The organism is Pluralibacter gergoviae ATCC 33028 = NBRC 105706 (assembly GCF_001598855.1).
GTDB classification, from domain to species: Bacteria; Pseudomonadota; Gammaproteobacteria; order Enterobacterales; family Enterobacteriaceae; genus Pluralibacter; species Pluralibacter gergoviae.
Genome location: NZ_BCZS01000095.1, coordinates 1 through 748, shown reverse-complemented (window position 1 = coordinate 748; position 748 = coordinate 1). Strand labels below are relative to the sequence as shown.

2 tRNA genes and 1 rRNA gene are annotated in these 748 nt (G+C 49.6%); all 3 read right to left on the bottom strand.

The features are described from left to right. A 23S ribosomal RNA gene (locus tag ENGE1_RS26270) occupies positions 1-299 on the bottom strand; the annotation flags it as partial. Positions 300-463: 164 nt separating this feature from the next. Further along, positions 464-539, bottom strand: a tRNA-Ala gene (locus ENGE1_RS26265). Between the two features lie 107 nt (positions 540-646). Next, positions 647-723 (bottom strand) — tRNA-Ile (locus ENGE1_RS26260). Positions 724-748: the final 25 nt, after the last annotated feature.

Below are 748 nucleotides of genomic sequence, written 5' to 3'. Positions count from 1 at the left end.
TTCCACTAACACACAAACTGATTCAGACTCTGGGCTCCTCCCCGTTCGCTCGCCGCTACTGGGGGAATCTCGGTTGATTTCTTTTCCTCGGGGTACTTAGATGTTTCAGTTCCCCCGGTTCGCCTCGTTAACCTATGTATTCAGTTAACGATAGTGCAACGAATTGCACTGGGTTTCCCCATTCGGACATCGCCGGGTCAAAGGTTCATATCACCTCGCCGGCGCTTTTCGCAGATTAGCACGTCCTTCATCGCCTCTGACTGCCAGGGCATCCACCGTGTACGCTTAGTCGCTTAACCTCACAACCCGAAGATGTTTCACTTCGCATTGCAAGCATTTGAGAGACTCGAACACACTTAAAGATGTGTCGTTTCAATTTTCAGCTTGATCCAGATTTTTAAAGAGCAAAACTTCGCAGTACACACCTGAATGTGCACTCTGAAGTATTTTTTAACGAGCGTGATGGTGGAGCTATGCGGGATCGAACCGCAGACCTCCTGCGTGCAAAGCAGGCGCTCTCCCAGCTGAGCTATAGCCCCATCGTAGTTATCATCTCTTACCGAGAATTCGTTTTGAGACAAGGCGTGAAGGAGCGAAGCATACTTAGGTATGTGAGCTTCTTCACAACGCAGTATCAGAACGAATTTGGTAGGCCTGAGTGGACTTGAACCACCGACCTCACCCTTATCAGGGGTGCGCTCTAACCACCTGAGCTACAAGCCTGCAGAGATTTTCACTGCTCGTTTTC